Here is a 17,829-nt window from a genome sequence, read left to right as displayed (position 1 = left end):
CGTGTTGCGGCGGTGCGAATGGTGTGGGGACGCTGCTGGGAACGCGGTGTGCGAAGAAAGCGCTCATGCTTTGCTCTTTGAGCTGGGGAGGACAAGCTGGCTGAGCTTGGGCGAAAATGCGGAAGGACGTGGGCCTTTAATGCGAGAATCTCAGTCCATTAGGCAGGTCTTGATGGGCTGTGGGCCTGGGGGGATGAGGGAGCGCTGATCGACAGACAAGAGTGTCTGTCGTACTGTTCGGCGAAGGGGGAGTTGGGGCTGTGGAGATAGCCATTCGCTAAACACGGCCGACGAACGTTGTGGAGGCATGCCTTCGGGGGACAGTGTTTCTTATCGGAGAAGAGGGGCATGAAAAAGGCGGCTGGGGGCAGCCGCCTTCTGGGGAAATCTGTTGGGACGAGCGGGTTTCCTTTTTAACGGCCTGGTCCGGCGCCGCCTGAGGTGGCTCCGCCCGAGGTGCCGCCGCTTGTGGCTCCGCCTGAAGTGCTGCCGCCGGTGGCACTACCAGCGGAGCTCCCAGTGGTCGTGGTGGGTCCGCCGCCGGTGGTGGCTGATGCGCCCCCAGCGTTGTTTGCGGGGACACCGCCCGCGTTGTTTGCGGGGACACCGCCTGCGGTGGTGGCCGGGGCTCCGCCTGCGGTGTTGGCGGAGGTTCCGCCGGCGGTCGTCGCGGGGACGCCGCCGGCCGTGTTGGCGGTTGTGGTGCCGTTGGTGGTCGGAGCCACGGTTGTGCCGCTGGTGACACCATTGGTGGTTGGGGCTACGGTTGTGCCGCTAGTGGTACCGTTGGTGGTTCGAGCTACGGTTGTGCCACTGGTGGTGCCGTTGGTGGTTGGGGCTACGGTTGTGCCACTGGTGGTACCATTGGTAGTTGGGGCTGCGGTTGTGCCGTTGGTGGTTGTGCCGGTTTGGGTGTTAACGGTGCCGTTGAGGTTGGTGCCGACTGTTCCTGAGGTGGTGCCGTTTTGGACAGCGCCGCCGGTGGTGGCTGCAGTAGGATTAAGCGCGGCACCGGTGGCATTGACCCGAACGCCGCCGTTGGAGTCCATCAGGGCTGCGGGACCGGTGGGATTGACGCGGACACCTGCCTGAGTGACGAGGGTGCTGTCATTTGTATTGGTGGCGCCGCCGTTTGCGCTGACTGCGGCGCCGCCGGCGGGAAGGAGGGTGCCGTTTGCTGCGAAGCGACGGCCGCCAGGTGAGGCGATAATGACTCCATCTGTGCTGACAACGGTGGTGTCTCCGCCACCGCCGCTGCTTACGCCACTATTGACGGCGGCGCGGGCGCCGGCCGGTATCTGGCCGGTGATGTTCACGGCTGTGCCTGTTCCGGCAGGGCGTGCGGTGGGAGTGGTGCCTGCGGGCATGCTTGAAGAGCCGCGAAAGCCGCCGGGTGCCGTGGCTGGCACGCCTGACTGCGCTGGAAGGGACTGCTGGCCGGCTTCGGTGGATGGTGACTGCGGGGTGGCGCCCGAGGAGGTGCGCTCAAGGACGAAGCCGCTGAAGTCGGAAGGAAGAGGGAGAAGTCTGCCGTCCCGTGTGAGCACCTGGCCGTCGGGGATGAGGGCCTGATTGATGCGGGTGGCGAGTCCTTTGCGGACGAGGTAGGCCTGGCCGCGAGAAAAAATGATGCCATCCTTCACCGGTCCGGGATTGGTGGAGGCAATGACGTACTGCGGTGGCTGCGGAATGAGACCGCCGTCTTCAGTAAGGACCTGGCCGTCGGGAACGAGTGCCTGATTGATCTGGGCGGCGCGGCCGTTGACGATCAAGTAGCTGTGTCCACGATAGTAGACTATGCCATCAGGCACCACACCCGAGTCGTTTGTGGAAGGAGCTACTTCTCTGGGTCGGGGGACGGTGTTTTGAGCGGTCGCAGCTCCTGCCAGAGAGAAGAGTGCGATGCATAGGAGGGATAGATGTGAAGGTTTCATGGTACGTGGAAATACGCAAAGGCGTGGTCAGGCAGCCCTCGGGGTCAAGACTGCCAGCAGGGTCAGGGAGACGATTTTGGCAGGATGGAAGGGGGGAGGCTCATGGTGTTCTCTGAACTCCAAAGCTCCGATGCGGGCATCAGGCAGGGATTTGATCCCGTCTGCGACTGCAAGGCGATGCGAAATCCCCCCAAGCAGCCACCAGCCTTTGATGGCATGTGAGAACCTAAACACAAACCAACACCAACTCTATGAAAACAACGAACCTGATTCTTGCCTGCGCCTTTCTGAGCGCAGCCGCGGTAAACGCCCAGCAGGCCACGACCACAACGACCACGACGACGAGAGAAGTGACGTATGGAAGCGGCGTCATCTCCCAATACACGCCGGACACGACCTTTGTGGTGAAGGAAACCACGGGACCTGTGACCTACCGCTACGGCAACAAGGTGGTGTATGAAACGAAAAACGGACAGGTGATCTCCGCCACCGAGGTGCCGACCCGCGTGAAAGTGGGAACTCCAGTGCATGTCTATTACGACATGGATGGCAATGCCCGCGTGGTGAGCCGCGTGGTGGTTGACCAAGATTAAAACCATAAAGCGAGGCCCTGACTGAGACATCAGCAGGGAACTGTCCGACCGCCGATGAAATGCGAAGAGCACCAAGAGCCAGGCATCCGCCGGCACGAGCATTGGCGAAAGAAATCTGACCACTGATTTGACCCCGACTTCAAGACAAGTACGAGAGCAATCGCAGTGATCAAGGGCGTGGGTTCTAACGGGCCGCACGCCCACTTTTTTTTTACAGCTTCGGAGATGAAGTGTGAAGGCGCGGATGTGAGGAGGGCGAGATGACGGAGGTGGGAAAAAGGAGCGCTGCAGGAGCGGGACAAACAGGTGGTTTGATGGGACCGAGGGCGATGTGGGGAACGAATTTATAGAAGGCCGTTCAAAACCCCCGGCTGCTTTTTATGAAACTCAAACACCCTACATCCCACCTCTTCACCGTAGCTGCGCCGCTGTGTGCGCTGACCTTCTCCTGCCTGGCGCAAACCGTTCCTCCGCCGGTGGTGCCGCCGGTGCGTGCTGAAGCCACTGAATCCGTGGTGACCGTGCGCGTGGACCCGCATGCGACGGGAAACATCAGCGCGATGGACAGCGGCAACCTGACCTTGGTCAATGACCTGGGCAGCCAGACCGTGTATCTGCTGAACTCGGACACCGAATTCATGGACAAGAGCGGGCAGGCGATCGCTCCAAGCAGCCTGACGACGCAGACGCCGATCACGGTGTATTATACCCAGGTGGGGAGCGCCCTGCTGGCGACGAAGGTCGTGGTAAGCGGAACGCTCTTTTCTGATGGGGTGCTGACGGAGATAGGACCGGATGCGCTGGTGATTCAAATGCCGGATGCACCAGCCGCGCCGGTGCGCTACATCCAGGACACCGCCACCAAGGTGGTGGACATGCGTGGCAAGGCCGTCAAGGTGCTGGCTCCGGGCGATCCTGTGAGGGTATTTTATGCCAGAGCAGGCAATGCCATGGTAGCCACGAAGATCGAGGTGCTGGGGCCAAATGGATCGGGCGTGCCGACGGGTGTGAAGACGCGGACGACGACGACCACGACGACGGAGGAGACACGCACAGTGAAACGGTGAGCGTGGTGCGGGATCCTGCCCGGCCGGCTTGGCGATGCGCCGGCGGGCTGGGCGGCCTGCCGGGTTTGGGGGGATTGCTGTAAGGCTGGGGTCTTGCGGAGGTCCTCCGGAGCCGGCTAAAGCCGGTACTACAATACGGGAGTTGGCTTGCTTCGAGGCTGGGGGATGCGGAGGGCGGGATTTACAGGGGCATCTGGCCGCCGGTGGCGCCGTAGACTTCTCCGGTGACGTAGGTGGCGTGAGGGCCTGCGAGGAAGACGAAGATGGGGGATATCTCAGCTGGCTGGGCGGCGCGGCCGAAGGCGGTGTGTGCGCCAAACATTTTCACTTTTTCGCGGGTCATGGTGGAAGGGATGAGCGGGGTCCACACTGGACCTGGGGCCACGGCATTGACCCTCACACCCTGCTGAATGGCCAGATGGGCCATGGAGCGGGTGAAGCTGACGATGGCGGCCTTGGTGGATGCGTATGCGAGGAGATTGGGGCTGGGATCGAAGGCCTGGATGGAGGCGGTGTTGATGATGGAGGAGCCGGGGACCATCTGAGGCAGGAGTGACCGGCAGAGACGCACCATGGCGAAGACATTGACTTCATAGGTGCGCATCCATTCTGCGTCTTCGACTTCTGCGAGGGACTGGTGGGTGCGCTGGAAGGCGGCGTTGTTGACGAGGATGTCGACGCCGCCGAGACCACGCAGGGCGGCGGCGGACATTTCATCGCAGGCTTCCTTGGAGTTGAGGTCTCCCGGCAGGAGCACGGCCTTGCGGCCGGCGTCCTTCACGAGCTGGGCGGTGACGTGGGCATCGTCATGTTCGGAGAGGTAGGAGATGGCGACGTCTGCGCCTTCACGTGCGAATGCGATGGCGACAGCGCGACCGATGCCGCTGTCTGCGCCGGTGATCAAAGCGCGGCGGCCTTTCAAGAGATCGCTGCCGACGTAGCTGGTCTCTCCATGATCCGCGACGGGGAGCATGTCCTTCTCGCTGCCGGGCGAGGGCTGGGTGCTGCTGGCATAGGGAGGCCTGGGATAGAGATCGCGAGGATCGGCAAGGGTTTTCATGGTGTCAGGTGGATGGAAGGGGGAGCAACTGCAATGTTCGGACCCTTGAGCCGCCGCGGACGTGAAGAGTGAGTCGGGCGGGGTGCTGAAAGGGGAGTCAGGGTGCTTTTCCTTCGTAAAAGGCGGCGGGTGGCCCTGCGTGGTCTGACTGGTGGGTGCAGGAAACCTGCACCCCCTGAAAGGGGGCATCAGGCATACTCTGAGGGGGCGTACAGGGCGTGGTCGGGTTGTGAGGATGTCGGGTTTTTGTATGAGTTTCCCATCATGAAAACTCACACCACCTCCTCCTCATCCCTGTCCATGGCAGCGACCACCAGCACCGAGACTGATGCGCAGCAGCCACCGGACGAAGAACTCATGGCCGCCATCCAGCAGCAGAATGCGGTGGCGCTGGAAACGCTGATGAACCGCTACCGCCGTCTGCTGAAGAGCGCCATCATGCGGACCGTCAATGACGATGCGGCTGCCGAAGACGTGCTGCAGGACTGCTTCCTGGAGCTGTGGCGCCAGGCGGACCACTATTCACCCGCCAAGGGCCGGCCGCTGGCATGGCTGATGACCCTGGGCAAGCGCCGGGCGATCGACCACCTGCGCCGCTCGATGGCTTACAGCCGTGCGAAGGACCGCATGGAAAACTCCCTTCAGGTGAACGCCACCTTTACGCATGACTCTGCCAGCGACTGCGAGCAGGCGGACCTCGGACGGGTGATCGGCGAACATCTGACGCTGCTGCCGGAAGCGCAGCAGGAGGTGATCGTGCTGGCGTTTCTGCAGGGAATGAGCCAGCGGGAGGTGGCCGAGGCCACGCACACGCCGCTGGGCACGGTGAAGACACGCATGGAACTGGGCCTGAAGAAGCTGCGCCAGACTTTCCGCACCAGGAGCGCCATCCACACGCTGCAGGCGGCCTGATGTTGATAAAAAAATGCCGGGCCATGCATCCAGCGGGATGAGGACAGGCGAAGAAACCATTGTCAGCGAATTCGTTCAACCGCACCGAGAGCGAGATTGCTGACCGGGGGCGTGGGTCTGAAAAGACTGCACGCCCCCTCTTTTTATAACCGGATGCGGGATGGAGAAGGGAACTCTGTAACAAGTTTTACGAACAGGGAACCGCGCTGAACGCGAGTCGCGATGGACAGGACATGAGACGCAAAAAGAACCTGGCACAGATCATCCGCAAACCGGGCACGCCGCGTGATGAGCCGCCACCGAGGCGATTTCTGAAAATGCTGGGGCCGGGGCTGGTCACGGGGGCTTCGGATGATGATCCGAGCGGGATCGCCACGTATTCGCAGGCGGGCGCGCAGTATGGCTATGGGATGCTGTGGACGATGCTGTTTGTCTATCCGCTGATGACGAGCATCCAGGAGATCAGCGCAAGGATCGGGCGTGTGACGGGGCAGGGGATCGCGGGAAACATCCGGCGGCATTATTCGGTGTGGCTGCTGCACCCGATGGTGTTTTTGCTGCTGGTGGCCAACACGATCAATCTGGCGGCGGACCTGAGCGCGATGGGTGCGGCGGTGAAGCTGCTGATCGGCGGGCCGGCGCTGCTGTACGTGGTGGTGCTGGCGGGGGTGTCTGTGGTGCTGCAGATACGGATTCCCTACAGCCGCTATGCGAAGATCCTGCGGTGGCTGTGCCTGTCGCTGTTTGCGTATGTGGCGACGGTTTTCATGGTGAAGATCGACTGGGGGGAGGCGATGGCGGGGACGTTTGTGCCGAACCTGGCGATGGATGGCAAAAGCCTGACGATGTTCATCGCAGTGCTGGGGACGACGATCAGCCCGTATCTGTTTTTCTGGCAGGCGGCGGGGGAGGTGGAGGAGGTGAACAGCAAGAAGGAGGTGAAGCCGCTGAAGCAGGCGCCGGAGCAGGCGCCGAAGGAGACGAAGAGGATCGTGTGGGACACGTATTTGGGCATGGCATTTTCTAATATCGTGGCCTTTTTCATCATTCTGACGACGGCGGCGACGCTGCACCAGAACGGGAAGACGGAGATCGAAACGGCGGCGCAGGCGGCGGAGGCGCTGCGCCCGGTGGCGGGGCCGCTGGCGTTTTTCTTGTTTGCGGTGGGAATCGTGGGCACGGGGATGCTGGCGCTGCCGGTGCTGGCGGGATCCGCGGCGTACGCGGTGGGGGAAGCCCTGCGGTGGCCGATCGGTCTGGAGCGGAAAGCAAAGGAGGCGAAGGGATTTTACGCGGTGATCGCGATCGCGACTCTGCTGGGGCTGGCGCTGAACTTCACGCCGATGGACCCGATCAAGGCGCTGATCTGGACGGCGGTGATCAACGGGGTGACGGCGGTGCCGCTGATGGTGGTGATGATGCTGATGACGATGAACCGCAAGGTGATGGGGCAGTTTACGCTGTCACGTTATCTGCTCGTGACGGGATGGCTGGCGACGGCGCTGATGGCTGCGGCGACGGTGGGGCTGTTTTGGACGTGGGGGGAGTAGGGTGAAGGATGCTGGATGCTGGATGCTGGATGCTGGGGCGCGGATGGTATGGGTGTGGACGCTGGGGGGGGGCGGAGGGCGATGGAGCAGCGGTACGCGGGTCTGTGGCGGAGGGGCGGGAGGGCGCTGCTGGTGCGCGCGGTGGGGGAAGGAAGCGGTGGGTTTGCTTTCCGGGGGGGGCTGGCGGACCCAGGGAAGCACTCGCTATCGCTCGGCATCCCTGGGCTGAATTACGGAAGGCCGTTGGCCTTCAAGGCAGAGGTGATCTTTCTTCGAAAACGCGGACACCGAAAGCAGGGTTAGTTGAGTTGGATGGTTTTTTCGAAGGTGTCAGTCTATTGCGCAAGTCTCAATAGATGAGGGCTATGGCGCCGAGGGCGATGCAAAAAGGTGCGCCGCCCTTATTCTCTCTGAAAGGCAAATTGGGGGGACCGCTCTGCCTCTGATTCATGCTCGCAACCATGGCGCTCTTGCCCTGAACGCATGAGGGACTTTGAATTGGAACGATACTGCCTAATACCACGATCTGTTGAAAACAGATCTGCAGGGACGGCGTCGTGAGCAGCACCGCAGCCCCGAGCGCGGAGCGTTTTGGAACTGGAGCGGAGGTGGACAAGCGAAGGTTGCCCGAAGGGCGAGCAGAGCGAGTCAATGCGCCGGACCTCCGGCGCTTTCGGAAGTCTCGTGGTCCGCGCAAAGCTCCAGAGGACTGGAGCACTCCAAGACGCTGGCGCGTCTGCGTCTGAGCTGCGGCTTTTATCTTTGTGTCCTCGTTGAACAGATTCGTTTTCATCTGTCTGGGGCATCAATTACGCAGGCACTTTGATGGATGCCACCTCTCTTGCATGCCGTCGGCATGCGCCCTCGAGGTGGAATTTATCAAGGCCGAAACTGGTGGTTTTCGCTCGCCGAGGGTCGCTTTACCACGGGCTCAGATCTTGGCTGTTTGCGGGAGCGAGGGATCGAGCCTTGGCTGGCTGGCGCCATTATTTATGTTCGATATGGAGCGATCCTGATTCGGCGTGGTTACGGATGGAGTCTGCCAATTATGAGATACCAACAGATGGTATAGAGGGGATCGGCGGGGCGGGGTGGTGGCTTTAACCGGAGGAGGAATGGTTTTTGGTGCAGGTGGAGCGGTCTTTGGCGGGGCCGTGGTGCTTGCTGAGATTGGAGGCGGAGTTGAGGAGGGCGACGTGGGAGAAGGCCTGAGGGAAGTTGCCGAGGAGGCGGCGGGTGCGGGGATCGTACTCTTCGGAGAGGAGGCCGAGATCGTTGCGGAGGGTGAGGAGGCGCTCAAACATTTCGCGGGCTTCTTCATAGCGGCCGCTGAGATTGAGGCAGTCCACAAACCAGAATGAGCACGGCAGGAAGGCTCCCTCCCCCTGGGGGAGGCCATCCACTTCGGTGTCGGTATGATAGCGGAGGATGAAGCCGTCTGCCATGAGGTGCTTTTCAATAGCGGTGATGGTGGACTGGACGCGGGGATCGGTGGCGGGAAGAAAGCCGACGAGGGGGAGCATGAGCAGGCTGGCGTCGAGCCTGCTGCTGTCGAAAGACTGGACGAAGAAGCCGATTTTTTGATTGAAGGCACGGGAGCAGATCTCTGCATGGATGCGGTCGCGGACGCGGCGCCATTCACCGGCATCTCCCGGGAGGCCGAATTTTTCGCAGGCCTGTACGGCGCGGTCCATGGCGACCCAGGCGAGGACTTTGGAATGAGTGAAATGGCGGGGCGGGCCGCGGACTTCCCAGATGCCCATGTCCGGCTCCTGCCAGTGTCCGGCGACGAATTTTACGAGCAGGCGTTCGAGCTGCCAGGCGGCGGGATCGAGCTCCATGCCGAGGCGGCGGGCCTGGTGCATGACGTCCAGGACTTCGCCATAGACATCGAGCTGAAACTGCAAGGAGGCAGCATTTCCCACCCGGACGGGCTGTGAACCAGCATATCCTGCCAGATAGGGAAGCTCGTATTCCACGGGGCATCTCTCCCCTGCGGCGCCGTAGAGAGTCTGGATCTGGGAAGGGCTGCCGGCGACGGCGCGGAGGAGCCATGCGCGCCAGGCGCGGGCTTCTTCCGTGTAGCCGGCATCCAGCAGCGAGTAGAGGGTGAAGGTGGCGTCTCGCAGCCAGCAGTAGCGGTAGTCCCAGTTGCGGGTGCCGCCGGGTTGCTCAGGAAGGGAGGTGGTGGCGGCTGCGATGATGCCGCCGGTGGGGGCGTAGGTGAGACCTTTGAGAACGAGGAGTGAGCGCAGCACAGCGTCCCGCCATTCCGGGCCGGGGCGTGCGTGGGAGGACCACTCGCTCCAGAACTCTTCGGTGCGGCGCAGGCTTTCGGCGGAATTTTCCGCTGCAGGCGGGGATTTATGAGAGGGATACCAGGTGAGAACAAAGGCCTTTGATTCGCCTTCTTTCACGGTGAAACGAGCGACGGTGGAGAGATCTTCGCCATGGAGAGGGACATCGCTGCGAACAATGACTGCGTCCGGGCCGGCCATGGCGGTGATGCCACCGTCCAGACGCTGCACCCAGGGGACGAGGCGGCCGTAGTCAAAACGGAGCACGAGGGTGGTTTCCATCTCCACGGTGCCGCGTACGCCGACGACGGTGCGGACGATGTCGGGAAATTCATCCCGCAGCGGCATGCAGTCTGTGAGACGAACGCAGCCGGTGGCGGTTTCGAATTCCGTTTCAAGGATGAGGGTGTCTCCGCGGTAACGGCGGGTGGATTTGAGAATCTCGCCGGTGGGTGCGATTTTCCAATAGCCGTTCTCCTCCGTGCCGAGCAGTCTGGCAAAAAAGGCGCCGGAGTCGAAGCGCGGCATGCAGAGCCAGTCGATGGAGCCGTCACGGCTGACGAGAGCGGCGGTCTCGGTATCGCTGAGAAAACCATAGTCTTCGATCTGCATGGCTCTGCAAGTTCGCATGGAGAGAAGCAGGCGGTGGTACGCATCCGCATCTCACGCGGCGATGGGTGGGGAATACGGGCAAAAAAAAGCCCGCGCGATCCATCGATCGCGCGGGGGTTTGGGTTTGCTATTGCTGTGGCAGAAGGGGCTCAGGAATGAGCGGGCTGTCTGCTGCTGAAGAAGGGGATATGCCAGCCTCGGGGCTTGGTGGCCGCGGTGTTGTTGTTCATCATTTTGGAGCGGCTGCTCATGGGGGCGGTGCCCTGCATGCTGCTGCTGCTGGAGTGTTTCATGCCTAACCAGCGATGCGTGGAGGCAGGTTTGTTGTTTGGCGTGGTCTGGCGGTGGAACCAGTTGTGACTGCGGACCGGGGTGGTGGAGTCGGCCTGCATGGCGCTGGATTTTTTACCCATCAGCCTGCCCCAGAAACTGGTGTGCGCGGGCGTGGAGGTGGTGGAATCGGTGGTGCTGAGCGGCTGGCGCTGGGCGACCGTGCCACTGTTTTCCTTGTAGGCCGTGCCGAAGGAACCGCCGACGGAGGGATCGCTCTGGGCGGATGCCATGCCTGCAAAGAGCACCAGTGCGAGGGTGGGAATAAGAGCTTTGATTTTCATGGTGATATGGGGGTTGTCCCACTGAGTAATCGTGCGTGGCAAATGCGGGGGCCTCAGGGAGTGTCCTTGCGGGGGGCTCGGGAGGTGCGGGGAAGCTCAGGGCTTCTCGAGGTAGGCATGAATGATCTGCGGAAGATGGAGCTCCAGCCACTGCACCATGCGCGTTTCTTCGAGGATGATCTGGTCAAAGGTGAGGACGATCTCATTCATGCCGAGACGCAGAGCGGCGGTGCGCATGGCGGTGTAGTGAGCGATCTCGAAGTGCTCGGCGGCATAGATGGTGAGGAGGGCCTTGATGCGGTCCTCGCTGGCAAAGGACGCGCCTGCGCCGCGCAGGAGCTCCAGCCCGCTGGTGAGGGAGTCGTCCACGGTGGTGGTGTCTGCGCCGAGGCTTTTCAGACAAGCGACCATGGCGTCTGCGTGACGCTGGGTTTCGATGCAATGGGCCTGCGCTTTTTCGCGGAGACTTTCTGGGGCTTCCGGATTGTTGATCTGCCGTGTGAGGGCCTGCTCCATGGTTTTTTCCATGGCGTGGGCTTCACGCAGCCAAGCGAGAAACTGGTCGGGTGTTTTCATGATTGGGTGGCGAGCTTTGTGCGAGGTGAAAAATGGCGGAGTGGAGGACACGGCTGGAACATGGCATTTGGATGCGGAAACACCTGCGATCACGCAGGGCAGCGTGTCCTTTACCGGAGGAGGTGCCGAATGTGGCCGGCAACCGCGACGAGAGTGGTTCTTCCTCATGCGCCAGCTCAACATTCGCGGGCGGGAGATGGTGCAGGAAGAAGACTTGCGGGAGAGCTGGCGGATGACGTGGCGGCGGGGATGCCGCCAGATCATCGCGCCAGCGATGAATCAAGAGACGTGACTAGCAGTTGCAGTCTTCTTTTTCGCTTTCGCGAAGGGCTTTTTCCACAGCATCGCGGGTTTCTCCAGTGCGCTTCTGGATGCGGCCGATGAGTTCGTCGGTCTTGCCGTCAACATTGGCGAGGTCGTCGTCGGTGAGCTTGGCCCACTTTTGTTTGAGCCGGCCTTTGATGATGTTCCAGTCGCCTTTCATGGTGGTTGTGTTCATAATGGTATGGGGGTTGTGTTTTTCGGTGGAACTGCGTGGTCATGAAATGACAGCGAATGATTCCTTCCGTATGTGGCATCGCTCCCGCAGACGGATGTGGATGTAAGGGAGACACCCTCATGATGGCTGAAGAAGGCAGCAGATGGGATGGGCGAAGTGGAATGCGATACGGCCTTCCGGGCTTTTTCTGCGATGCATGGATGAATTTCAACAAGCCTGAACATGGAAGACAAAAAGAAACGCAATGCGAAACCGGCCGAGGAGACTCCGCTGAAGGAAATCACCGAAAACGAAGCGGATGCACTGCACCCGGAGGACAGCGTGGAAACAGCCGGAGAGTGCATGCGCCAGCATGAGGCGAGCAAATGGCCGGTGGCAGAAGACAGCAAGCTGGTGGGCATGGTCACGCAGGAGAACCCTGACTGGAAGATGGGCGGCATGGGGCATGACCCGAAGGCATGGAAGGTGGGCCAGATCATGAGTCAAAGCGTGGCCTTCTGCTACGAGGACGAGGACCTCGGTGCTGCCGAACGAATGATGAATGAACGCGGGGTGGACCATCTGCCCGTGGTGGACCGCGAGATGCGGATCATCGGCATTCTCAGCCGCCAGCAGATCAAGGCCAGAATGCAGACCGTCGAGAAGAATGACGGAGACGACTGAGTGCGCCGCTGAGTGTGGCGGCCGCTCGATCAGACGAGGTGCTCGGCATCGCACTCGCGCATGGCTTTTTCAATGACCTGGCGTGAAGCCCCAGTTCGCTTCTGAATGCGGCCGATAAGTTCATCGGTCTTGCCCTCGACCTTTTTCAAGGTGTTGTGGGTGATGCGCGCCCAGGTCTGCTTGAGTTTTCCCTTGAGGATGTTCCAGTCTCCCTGCGCGGTCATGGCGTTCATAGTGGTCGGTGGTTGGGGGGATTGAGGCTGCTGCGGCAGCGCGTATCGGGCAGGAAATCGAATGTGCAGGCGCGGGCGGATGTGGCTGAATGGATATGGTGCCATTTCGAGGCATGAAAAAGGGCAGGGAACCGGTGAGGCTCCCTGCCCGTGGCAGAGGAAGGATGGAGGGTCTAGAGATCGTTCAGGATGCTGTCCACCTCCGCACGGGTCTTGCCGAGACGCTTCTGCAGGCGGCCGTAGAGTTCGTCTTCCTTGCCTTTTTCATAGAGGACGTCGTCGTCGGTGAGGTTGGCAAATTTTTGCTTCAGCTTGCCTTTCATTTCATTCCAGTTGCCCTTGACCTTGAGAGTGCCGGGGGAGTCGGTGGCGGCTTCGCGGGCCTTTTCCATTTTCTCGCTGTTTTCCTGACGCGCCTTGTTTTTGTCGCATGAGACGAGTCCGAGGCCGAGAGAAAGGATGGGAACGATGAGGAGGGTTTTGAAGGATGTTTTCATGATGAGGAGGGAGGATGTTTTCCCTGTTTCAACTGTTCATCGCACGTGAGCATGCGTGCGGGCGTCTAAGAATGCGGTGCGGGGGGAATCGGGTGAAGCTCCGTCTCTGGAAGGAGAGGGCTGCCCGGATGTGGAATGAAGAGCGGGGCGCGAGCAGTGGCTGCCGTGCCTGCGGGCAAAGGCGCAGGTGAACTCGGCGCCAAAGAAAAAGATGAGGGAGGAGTAGAAGATCCAGGCGAGGATGATGACGAGAGAGCCGACCGCACCGTAGGCTGAGGCAAAGGCGGTATGACCGATGTAGATGCCGAGGAGATATTTTCCCAGCACGAAGAGCAGCGCGGTGAGCGCGGCCCCGGTCCACACATCATACCAGGCGATGCGCACGTCCGGGAGGTAACGGTAGATGGCAGCGAAGAGGAGTGTGATGACGAGGAATGAAACGAGGGAATTGGCACTCTCCCAGATCATGCCGAAGCCAGGAGCCCAAAGTTCCATGCGGGCGCTCATGGCGGCGATGCCCGCGGAAAGGACGAGGGAAATGAGCATGAGAAATCCGAGAGCGAAGACCATGGCGAAGGAAAGGAGGCGGCCACGAATGAGAGCGCGCCAGGGGAACTCGCGCGGGGGAACCTCCCAGATGGCGTTCAGAGACTGCTGAAGCTCCGCAAATACGCCGGAGGCGCCAACGAGCAGGACGACGAAGCCGATGATGGTGGCCCAGATGCCGGCCGCCTGCTTTGCCGACTGGGTGAGGATGGCTTCTGCGATTGTGCCGCCCTCCTTCCCCATGAGGGTGGAGAGCTGCGCGATGATGGCGGTGCGCGCATCATCCTGTTCCACGACCCAGCCTGCGATGCCGACGATCAGGACTAGCAGGGGCGCCATGGAAAACGTGGCGTAATAGGCGAGCGCGGCGGCCATCTTGGGGGCGTTGTGCGCATTCCACGAAGCAAACGATTGTTTGAGCAGGGCGATGAAGGCTTTCATTTATCGGAGTGATTTCTTCACACGATGAATCGGTGAGCGGGCGTCGGAACGCGGACAGGAAAAAGGCTGATCGGGAGATCAGGGGGACGCGGACAGGAAATGGGGGCATCTGAGAGCGGGTTTGCTGCGAACTCGATTAAAGGAGGACGGATCATGAGCGCAGAGACAATCTTACCCACGCGGCTGCGGGCTGCGGCGCCCTGCCTCGGGCAGGGCAGCCAGGTGGAAGTGGAACAACGCGCCGCCGAACTGGCCCTGAGCGACGGGCGCGAGAAAATATCTGATGGCGATCTGGCGCAAGCGGCGGCGGAGCTGGCGGGAGGTGGGACGACGCTGAATACGCCGAGATATGACTCGAAGGTCAACTCGCTGACGGCGTGGGATGAGCCACCGCTGCAAACGGGACATCTGGTGAACACGGCGTCATCGGACGAAGAGGTGGATAACATTGCCGAGCAGCTGATCGGGAACGGGCTGGAGGAGGCGGATCATGACATTCGGGTGACTGCAGAGCTGGAGAGGCGACTGCACCAGTGATGCGGAGGCAAGAGTGGTGCTGAAGGCATGACCGGGGAGCGGCCTGATGCTCGACATGAGGACACTGCGAAAATGGGGAAGCGTGGGGAATGGACGGAAGAAAGAGGACAAGTCCGGAGGGGCGGCGGACTTCGATGCCCCTGCGAACCCTTTCACCTTTTTTCTCCATGATTCATTTCAGCTGCACCTGCGGCAACACGCTCTTTTTTGAAAACAACCAGTGCCTGAAGTGCGGCAGCACGGTGGGCTATGACGTGGCGGCCAATGCCATGAAGCCGCTGGCGGATGACATGGCGCAGTGCCGCAACTGGCGGGAGTTTGGCGTGTGCAACTGGCTGGTGCCAGCCAACGGGCCGGAGTACTGCGCCTCGTGCACGCTCAACCACATGGTGCCGGATCTCAAAGTAGCAGGGAACCAGGAGGCATGGCAAAAGATGGAGACGGCCAAGCGCCGGGCGATTTACACCCTGGCGCGGCTGGGCCTGACGCCGGAGAACAAGCTGCAAAACCCGGAGGGGCTGAGCTTTGATTTTCTGACGCCGATACCGAACCTCTGCGTGATGACAGGGCATGACGACGGGATGATCACGCTGAATCTGAATGAGGCGGACGATTTGTACCGCGAGCGGCAGCGGCATCAGCTGGGCGAGCCGTATCGCACGCTGGTGGGACATTTCCGGCATGAGCTGGGACACTACTACTGGGACCGCTTTTTCAAGCACCGCGGCGAGGACGACGTGCTGCTGGCGGAGTTCCGGACCTTGTTTGGCGACGAGCGTGAGGACTACAGCGCGGCGCTTTCCAAATACTACGCGAACGGGCCGGGGACGACGTGGGCGACGACGCACATCACGGGCTATGCCACCTCCCACCCGTGGGAGGACTGGGCGGAAACGTGGGCGCAGTATCTGCACATTGTGGACGGGACGGAGACGGCCAAGGCGTTTGGCTGGGTGAGCAAGAGCGTGCCCATCCCCTTCACTCCGTTCCGCCCGGAAGAAGTGCTGGCGGATGCGCCGAAGATGGACGCGAGCTTTCTGACCACGCTGAATGACTGGGCCAAGCTCTCGCCGGCGATGAACGAACTGGCGGCGAGCCTGGGGCATGCCACGATGTATCCTTTTGTCTTTTCCCTGCAAACGGCGCAGAAGATTCTGTTTGTGAACAAGATGGTCCATACTCACGCTGAAACCTGGCGCCTGCCCGTCGAGCAACGGGCCGCGGAGAAAAACACAGTGCGGGCGCAGCCACCGCCCCTGCCTGCCCAACCTCCGCCGCTGCCAGTGCAGGCCGGCAAGTCGCAGAGGCAGGAAGCCGCGGCGGCGTAGGGGGCAAACTCGCGCCTGCAGAGGCAAGCAGCACGGACGCTAGAGAGGGGCGCGTGCTGCGGATCGCATCACTCAAGGCTTTTTTGAACGAAGCAGGGACATGACGGCGATTTCGTCTGCGCTGAGCCGGGCGGGGGGATGAGGTGCCGGGGGGAGGCGACGGGGGGGAATGGTCTGTCCTGCGGCGTAGAGATCCAGAATGACGGGATGGATGTAACAGCGGCGGCAGACGGCGGCGGTATTGCCAAGCATTTTGGCCACGGCTTTGACGGCCTGGGTGATGTTGCGCCGGGCCTCTGTCGCAGAAGCGAAGGTGGCGAGTTCGCGCAAGGCGGTGGCTGCGAGGACGGTGCCGGCCCAGGTGCGAAAGTCTTTGGCGGAGAATTCTTCTCCGGCAATCTCGCGGAGGTAGGCGTTTACGTCGTCGGAAGTGACCTGATGGACCGCGCCGTTGTCATCGAGATAACCGAAGAGATGCTGTCCTGGTAGTTCCTGGCAGCGGCGAACGAGCCTGGCGAGGCGGGGATCGCGCAGGCCGATCTCGTGAAACATGCCGCTCTTTCCTTTGAAGGAAAAGGTGATCTGGGAGCCTTTGACCCTGGCGTGATTGTTTTGCAGGGTAGTGAGGCCGTAGCTGCCGTTTTGCTGGGCGTACTCGTCATTTCCCACGCGGATGAGGGTCGTCTCAAGCAGGCGCACGATGGTGGCCATGACCTTCTGGCGGGTGAGACCGTGGCTGCGCAGATCTGCGGCGACGCGACGACGTATGCGGGGAAGCACGGCGCCGAAGGCGAGCATGCGCTCGTATTTGGAGGCGTCGCGAACGGCCATCCAGCGGGGATGGTAGCGGTATTGCTTGCGGCGGCGTGCGTCACGACCGGTGGCCTGGATGTGGCCGTTTGAGAGGGGGCAGATCCAGACGTCCGTCCACGCCGGAGGGATGACGAGGCTGCGAATTCGGCGAAGGGTCTGCGCATTGCGCAGCGGCTGCCCTTTTGGCAGTTTGTAGACGAAACCACCGCCTTTGCGACGGCGGGTGATGCCCGGCTGGTCATCGAGTACATAGCGCAGCCCCGCCTGACGCGCTGACGTGAGGGGGGCTGCGGCAAGGGCTGGAGCGGCGATGGCTTTTTTCATGGCACGCGCTTCAGCAGGGCATTGGTATCAGTGCCATCTCCCGATCATATCCGCCCCATGAGGGCAAGGACGACGAGGATGACAAGGATGGTGCCGAGGCCGCCACTGGGACCATAACCCCAGCCGGAGCTGTAAGGCCATGCAGGAAGTGCGCCGATGATGAGAAGTACCAGGATGATGAGCAGTAGAGTGTTCATGCCCATACATCGCCGGAAGGTTGGCGGGCGGTTGTAGAGGGGCTTTATTTTTCAAGGTGATGAGCAGCTTTTGTCCGGTGATGATGCGTTTTTTTGCGGACGCAAGACGGCTGGCTGTGGGCGCACGGGTGGTGTGCGTGGGAGTAGGTTGCCACAAGGGGATGGCTGGATCCTGGGTGACCGGATTCCGGCTGAAGCCGGTACTACCATACGGCGGTGGGTTGCTGGAGGCGGATGGAGTGTTTGTTGATTGGGCGAGTCTCACGGAGGGCGGTGGAGATAGAGTGTGGGTCTGGGGGATGGGGGAGCGTTGAGCGACAGACAAGAGTGTCTGTCGTACTGTGATTTGGATGCTCGATTGATGAGTGAGCGATCGACTGACGGAGTCGGAGGTCTTCTAGAGCATTTTAAATAATTATATAGCCATTGTGGCGATGACATGCTATGAAGGCACATGGCCACACTCTCCCTTGATTTGCGTGAACGCATCCTGAGTTCTTATGACAAAGGCGAAGGCAGCCGCGATGAGATTGCGC

General features: G+C 61.2%; 19 protein-coding genes. 8 read left to right on the top strand and 11 right to left on the bottom strand.

What is annotated here, in order from left to right; genetic code table 11:
- Positions 1-413: 413 nt before the first annotated feature.
- Positions 414-1,934 (bottom strand): hypothetical protein, encoded by a 1,521-nt coding sequence (locus ACILSO_RS28530; protein WP_395740895.1) that lies wholly within the window; start codon positions 1,932-1,934, stop codon positions 414-416.
- Between the two features lie 251 nt (positions 1,935-2,185).
- On the opposite strand from ACILSO_RS28530, the gene ACILSO_RS28525 reads away from it, so the two are divergent.
- Positions 2,186-2,527, top strand: coding sequence for a hypothetical protein (locus ACILSO_RS28525; RefSeq protein WP_395740894.1), 342 nt, complete (start codon positions 2,186-2,188; stop codon positions 2,525-2,527).
- 380 nt (positions 2,528-2,907) lie between these two features.
- Positions 2,908-3,594: a hypothetical protein gene (locus ACILSO_RS28520; RefSeq protein WP_395740893.1), complete on the top strand. Its 687-nt coding sequence runs from the start codon at positions 2,908-2,910 to the stop codon at positions 3,592-3,594.
- A gap of 181 nt (positions 3,595-3,775) precedes the next feature.
- Here the strand turns inward: ACILSO_RS28520 and ACILSO_RS28515 are convergent, their stop codons facing one another.
- On the bottom strand, positions 3,776-4,654 hold the full coding sequence (locus ACILSO_RS28515; RefSeq protein WP_395740892.1) for an SDR family oxidoreductase: 879 nt from the start codon (positions 4,652-4,654) through the stop codon (positions 3,776-3,778).
- 264 nt (positions 4,655-4,918) lie between these two features.
- Here ACILSO_RS28515 and ACILSO_RS28510 point away from each other — a divergent pair, with 264 nt between their 5' ends.
- Entirely contained in the window at positions 4,919-5,566 is a 648-nt protein-coding gene (locus ACILSO_RS28510; protein ID WP_395740891.1) for a sigma-70 family RNA polymerase sigma factor, read from the top strand.
- Between the two features lie 233 nt (positions 5,567-5,799).
- The gene (locus ACILSO_RS28505) at positions 5,800-7,116 is read left to right on the top strand and encodes an Nramp family divalent metal transporter (RefSeq protein ID WP_395740890.1); all 1,317 of its coding nucleotides are present in this window, start codon (positions 5,800-5,802) and stop codon (positions 7,114-7,116) included.
- A gap of 1,100 nt (positions 7,117-8,216) precedes the next feature.
- Here ACILSO_RS28505 and ACILSO_RS28500 read toward each other — a convergent pair.
- The 3 genes from ACILSO_RS28500 to ACILSO_RS28490 all read right to left on the bottom strand — a co-directional run bounded on the left by ACILSO_RS28500 (position 8,217) and on the right by ACILSO_RS28490 (position 11,215).
- Positions 8,217-10,043 carry a glycoside hydrolase family 15 protein gene (locus tag ACILSO_RS28500; protein WP_395740889.1) on the bottom strand — a complete coding sequence of 609 codons (1,827 nt, stop codon included), beginning with the start codon at positions 10,041-10,043 and terminating at the stop codon, positions 8,217-8,219.
- A 131-nt stretch (positions 10,044-10,174) separates the two neighbouring features.
- Positions 10,175-10,639 (bottom strand): hypothetical protein, encoded by a 465-nt coding sequence (locus tag ACILSO_RS28495; RefSeq protein WP_395740888.1) that lies wholly within the window; start codon positions 10,637-10,639, stop codon positions 10,175-10,177.
- A 96-nt stretch (positions 10,640-10,735) separates the two neighbouring features.
- Entirely contained in the window at positions 10,736-11,215 is a 480-nt protein-coding gene (locus ACILSO_RS28490; RefSeq protein WP_395740887.1) for a DUF892 family protein, read from the bottom strand.
- A gap of 166 nt (positions 11,216-11,381) precedes the next feature.
- On the opposite strand from ACILSO_RS28490, the gene ACILSO_RS28485 reads away from it, so the two are divergent.
- Positions 11,382-11,507 (top strand): hypothetical protein, encoded by a 126-nt coding sequence (locus ACILSO_RS28485; protein ID WP_395740886.1) that lies wholly within the window; start codon positions 11,382-11,384, stop codon positions 11,505-11,507.
- On the opposite strand, the gene ACILSO_RS28480 is transcribed toward ACILSO_RS28485, so the two are convergent.
- Positions 11,508-11,714 carry a CsbD family protein gene (locus tag ACILSO_RS28480; RefSeq protein WP_395740885.1) on the bottom strand — a complete coding sequence of 69 codons (207 nt, stop codon included), beginning with the start codon at positions 11,712-11,714 and terminating at the stop codon, positions 11,508-11,510. It lies immediately after the preceding gene.
- Positions 11,715-11,936: 222 nt separating this feature from the next.
- Between ACILSO_RS28480 and ACILSO_RS28475 the strand changes: the two genes are divergently transcribed.
- Positions 11,937-12,377: a CBS domain-containing protein gene (locus tag ACILSO_RS28475; RefSeq protein WP_395740884.1), complete on the top strand. Its 441-nt coding sequence runs from the start codon at positions 11,937-11,939 to the stop codon at positions 12,375-12,377.
- A gap of 29 nt (positions 12,378-12,406) precedes the next feature.
- On the opposite strand, the gene ACILSO_RS28470 is transcribed toward ACILSO_RS28475, so the two are convergent.
- The 3 genes from ACILSO_RS28470 to ACILSO_RS28460 all read right to left on the bottom strand — a co-directional run bounded on the left by ACILSO_RS28470 (position 12,407) and on the right by ACILSO_RS28460 (position 14,094).
- Entirely contained in the window at positions 12,407-12,610 is a 204-nt protein-coding gene (locus ACILSO_RS28470) for a CsbD family protein (protein WP_395740883.1), read from the bottom strand.
- A gap of 173 nt (positions 12,611-12,783) precedes the next feature.
- Complete coding sequence (locus tag ACILSO_RS28465) at positions 12,784-13,002, bottom strand: CsbD family protein (protein WP_395740962.1); 219 nt, start codon at positions 13,000-13,002, stop codon at positions 12,784-12,786.
- Positions 13,003-13,143: 141 nt separating this feature from the next.
- Entirely contained in the window at positions 13,144-14,094 is a 951-nt protein-coding gene (locus ACILSO_RS28460) for a YihY/virulence factor BrkB family protein (protein WP_395740882.1), read from the bottom strand.
- A gap of 153 nt (positions 14,095-14,247) precedes the next feature.
- Between ACILSO_RS28460 and ACILSO_RS28455 the strand changes: the two genes are divergently transcribed.
- Positions 14,248-14,631 (top strand): hypothetical protein, encoded by a 384-nt coding sequence (locus tag ACILSO_RS28455; RefSeq protein WP_395740881.1) that lies wholly within the window; start codon positions 14,248-14,250, stop codon positions 14,629-14,631.
- 167 nt (positions 14,632-14,798) lie between these two features.
- Positions 14,799-15,959, top strand: coding sequence for a putative zinc-binding metallopeptidase (locus ACILSO_RS28450; RefSeq protein ID WP_395740880.1), 1,161 nt, complete (start codon positions 14,799-14,801; stop codon positions 15,957-15,959).
- A 72-nt stretch (positions 15,960-16,031) separates the two neighbouring features.
- Here the strand turns inward: ACILSO_RS28450 and ACILSO_RS28445 are convergent, their stop codons facing one another.
- The gene (locus tag ACILSO_RS28445; RefSeq protein WP_395740879.1) at positions 16,032-17,096 is read right to left on the bottom strand and encodes a DNA topoisomerase IB; all 1,065 of its coding nucleotides are present in this window, start codon (positions 17,094-17,096) and stop codon (positions 16,032-16,034) included.
- A 44-nt stretch (positions 17,097-17,140) separates the two neighbouring features.
- On the bottom strand, positions 17,141-17,299 hold the full coding sequence (locus ACILSO_RS28440) for a DUF3309 domain-containing protein (RefSeq protein ID WP_395740878.1): 159 nt from the start codon (positions 17,297-17,299) through the stop codon (positions 17,141-17,143).
- Between the last annotated feature and the right edge of the window lie 530 nt (positions 17,300-17,829).

The organism is Prosthecobacter sp. (assembly GCF_044226605.1).
Lineage (GTDB): Bacteria > Verrucomicrobiota > Verrucomicrobiia > Verrucomicrobiales > Verrucomicrobiaceae > Prosthecobacter.
This window is presented reverse-complemented; position numbering and strand designations above follow the sequence as displayed.